The organism is Odoribacter sp. N15.MGS-14 (genome assembly GCF_000980245.1).
Lineage (GTDB): Bacteria > Bacteroidota > Bacteroidia > Bacteroidales > Marinifilaceae > Odoribacter > Odoribacter splanchnicus.
The window spans coordinates 1-3,615 of record NZ_LARE01000120.1 but is presented as its reverse complement, the minus strand read 5'-3'; the positions used below and the strand labels follow the sequence as shown (position 1 = coordinate 3,615).

The 3,615-nt window shown below is 31.3% G+C and carries 4 protein-coding genes; all 4 read right to left on the bottom strand.

Annotated features, from left to right (window positions below; all coding sequences use genetic code 11):
* A partial coding sequence (locus WS34_RS14260; RefSeq protein WP_286693819.1) for a DUF4934 domain-containing protein occupies positions 1–1,230 on the bottom strand: 1,230 nt, incomplete at its 3' end.
* A gap of 50 nt (positions 1,231–1,280) precedes the next feature.
* Complete coding sequence (locus WS34_RS14250) at positions 1,281–2,324, bottom strand: TolB-like 6-bladed beta-propeller domain-containing protein (protein WP_286693818.1); 1,044 nt, start codon at positions 2,322–2,324, stop codon at positions 1,281–1,283.
* A 58-nt stretch (positions 2,325–2,382) separates the two neighbouring features.
* Positions 2,383–2,631, bottom strand: coding sequence for a hypothetical protein (locus WS34_RS14245; RefSeq protein WP_022159400.1), 249 nt, complete (start codon positions 2,629–2,631; stop codon positions 2,383–2,385).
* 54 nt (positions 2,632–2,685) lie between these two features.
* A partial coding sequence (locus tag WS34_RS14240) for a 6-bladed beta-propeller (RefSeq protein WP_046405655.1) occupies positions 2,686–3,615 on the bottom strand: 930 nt, incomplete at its 5' end.

Genomic DNA, 3,615 nt, shown 5'->3' with positions numbered 1-3,615 from the left:
AAAACGCTGATTTTTTTCTGCCTTTAGCTTATAGCCCATAGTTTTTAGCCTGTCGAATTTTAATGCATAAAATAGCAGGTAGTTTTTATCCGATTCTGTCTCCGGTAATTGTTGACCTTTGGCTTTCAAATATTTTTCGAGATATTCTCCCCGGCAAGTTCCGATGAGTCGGTTTCCGCATTGCCAACGGGGAAAAAAGGGAAGTAAGGTTTGCGAATCCTTGATTCTTCCGGCATATATAATTTCCCTCCCAGATGAGAACAGGGTGTAGTAACGGGTATTTTTTTCCAAAAAACTCATCATTTTAAAATGATTGAAATCAAAAAAATCTTCAATATAAATAAAAGGAGATCTGCCCGGATTAAAGTCTTTCTCTCCGATACGATCCGGAATCGTTTTGTTTCCGAAGTCTATTTCAAAACTTAATTGTAATTTTCCTGCAGGGGTGAATTCATATATCTGATTGGAAAAGGGGCGTACTAAAAAACTTTGTTTTGTACTTTCATTCCACGTGAACATTTGTCCTGTCGTGCTTCGGCCATGTAACGTATGTCCCCATTTGGGTTTATAAGGAATGAAATGATCCACTTCGTTCATATCTCTATCTCTATAAAGGTAATAATAATTTCCGTCGATGTCTTCTAAATTGTTGAAAAGAAAATGCTTGTCTGTGATTTTAAAATCCGAGGACGTATAGGATAAATTTTTTGCAATAACAAAATTCATTGAGTGGTCGTAGTATATCAGTTTTTTCCCGGGCATATCCAATACGTATACGAATGAAGAATCACATTCTATTGAACAAGCATGGATATATTCTCCCGGACCCCTTCCTGAACGACAAGTTTCTTGAATGAAATTTCCCTGCATATCGAAAATGAATAAGGATTGTTTTATATCATCTAAGATATAAATTGAATCCCTGTATATGGCAAGATCTTTAATTTGGCCGATAAAGGTTGTATCGGGTATATTTAGTCGGAGTATCTGAATATCCGAAAGTATACGATCCATTTCAATTTCCTGGGAAAAATTCTTTATGGGTATCACTGTGTACCTGGTGTTTTCTTTTTTACAGGATAAGGTAAATAAGAATAGAAAGAAGATAAGGGATAATTTCATATTTAGTCGCTTTGGGAATTTAAATTTTAGGTTAATTAAAGATGAACTCTTATTTAATGTGAAAACTGTCAAAAATCTTTCTTTCTTGTCATATTCAAATTTTATCATGAAAATTATGTTTAATATTATTAGTGGTGTAATAGTTATTATTGTCATTTTTATAATTTGTATTTTCTGATAAAAGAATATTCCAGGTCATTATAATTATCTATTGTGGCAAATAAATAGGTATCATTAGCATCGACACAAATGGAATAGAGAAGTTCCGGACAAGGGTAGATATTTTTAATATTTCCTGACCAATCCATGACAATTAATTGTCCTGATAATTTCTGAGGCTGATTTTGCAATTGTATTCCGGTTTTATTTGCTCTTAAGATATAGCAATATTTGTTTGTACCACAAATGCTTAGATTATAAAAAGAGGCTTCTGGTGCCATCCCGGAAGCTACGGTAGATAATAAAGGTTTCTGGATTTTAGAAAAACAGCATTCTTGTAAGAGTTTACCTTCATCATCGTACAACTGGATGAGATCAAAATAACGATAGGCTACTATGATTTTTTTCTTTTGCGGGTGAACGCAAATGGAGTTCAGGTAAGATTGATCTTCATATTTTTTATCGGGATATCGGAATTTGTGATTAAATTTTATCCATTTTTTTTCTTTACTCGTACTATTATATATAAAGAAAGATCCATAATTCATGTCAATGCTTTTCCCGACAAAAGTAGAGTCGTTTAATATATTCAAATTATCGGTAAAATACAATTTAGTAGGTAAATACCGTCCTTTTATTTCTTTTTCAGGCTGAGGATTTTGTACGAATTTGGTCAGGTTGAAATATTTTTCTTGAAGTAGATTAATGTCAAACATGTGAATAATGGAGTCGTGGCAGTCGATAAAGTTAGTATTAAAAAATTGGGGCATATTGAATTCTGAAAAAAGTTTACCCTTGTCGCCCACACTGAATTTAAAATTGAAAGCTGTGTCATAGACATGAATGAATTTTTCATCAGCATCTCCATAAGCGATCATAATTAATAAGGAATCCTTGGTAATACTGTAACCAAAGCTATTATTTGTAACTTGTTTCTCTCCGATCAAAGTTAATGATTTTGTAATATTTAAAGGAGTGATCGGTATTTCTTTGCAAGAATGTAGAGAAAAAACTATGACCAATGATGATATTATTATTCTCATTTTTCTATGTTCATTAAAACTATACTATACTTACAAATATAGCATAGTTTATTGTTGATTATGTATTAAATAATTTGCAATTACCATCATAGGTGGCAAATGCCCAATGGGCTAAACAGTCTCCACAATATAAACAGGCTATTGTACCATGGGCGGGAAAAAAGACGTTTCCTTGCTCACACTTTTTAAAATCATTACCTTCATTTCCTTCTTCGTTATCATTAGCAAATGCAATTTGTAATAATTGGAGGGTTCCTGTGTGTAATGAATTATAGGACGGAATAGTTAAATTTTCTTTTTCTTTCATTTTCACATGATAATATGAACAAAATGAATATACAGAATATTAATATATAGTTTTTCATAGATTAGTTTTGGAAAATGAAATTTCAGAAACTACGTAAGTCAAATCTTCATTTCTCAAAGAAGTTTTTATATTATAAAGCTTATTGTCATAGTTTGCATATCTTTGGATATTATAGTTCGGATTATATAATTCTTTAACGGAATATAAATAGTTTTTGCTTGAGTCAAAAATATAATACTTAAGGTATCGTTGCGAGTGGTCTATGCGTTTATCGATAATTTTCGATTTCCCTACTTCGCTTTGTATGATTAGGTAATTATTGGCATAGAATAAGTTCGTAATAATACTATTACTCAATAAGTAATCTATGACTTTGTCGCGTTCGTTATTCACTAATATATTGGCGTCTAAATTTAATTTATTAACAATAAATTCCGTATCCTTGAAATAGGAAGATGTGTTGTGCGTTGTGTTTTTTATATTTGTACAATAGATATGAAGTGCGTCTGCGCTTGTATAATAGAGGCTGTCATTGACTAAAATTAATCCGCCAGATCTTTCGGTTAAATTTAAAACGAGATGTTCATTACTGGGTTTGCCGATATAATCGATATTGTTTCTTTGATGTATATGATGAATTTCTAATAAAGCTTCATTAAAACCTCCTGCTATATAGAATATGAGATTTTCATTCCAAATGCTAAAATCTTTTATTGCTTTTTTAAAGTTTTTGTACTCTTCAATAAATCTTCCTTTCAGATCTAATTTGATTAATTTTAGTTGTTTACTGCACCATATATAAATATGATTATTAAATACATGTACAATTGCCGGTTCAATATATTCACCTGGCCCTCTACCGAGACGATTTATTTTTTTTTCTTGAATGCCTTGAGAATTATAAATGAATAACGATGGGTCAGGAGAAATAGTACTTATTATAAAATGGTTGCTGTCAATAAAGTTAAAAGAATTGATATTTCC

What these genes read in the sequence shown, in the direction of transcription:
- WS34_RS14250 (WP_286693818.1), bottom strand. Translation starts at nt 2,324, where the DNA reads ATGAGAATAATAATATCATCATTGGTCATAGTTTTTTCTCTACATTCT.
- WS34_RS14245 (WP_022159400.1), bottom strand. Translation starts at nt 2,631, where the DNA reads ATGAAAGAAAAAGAAAATTTAACTATTCCGTCCTATAATTCATTACAC.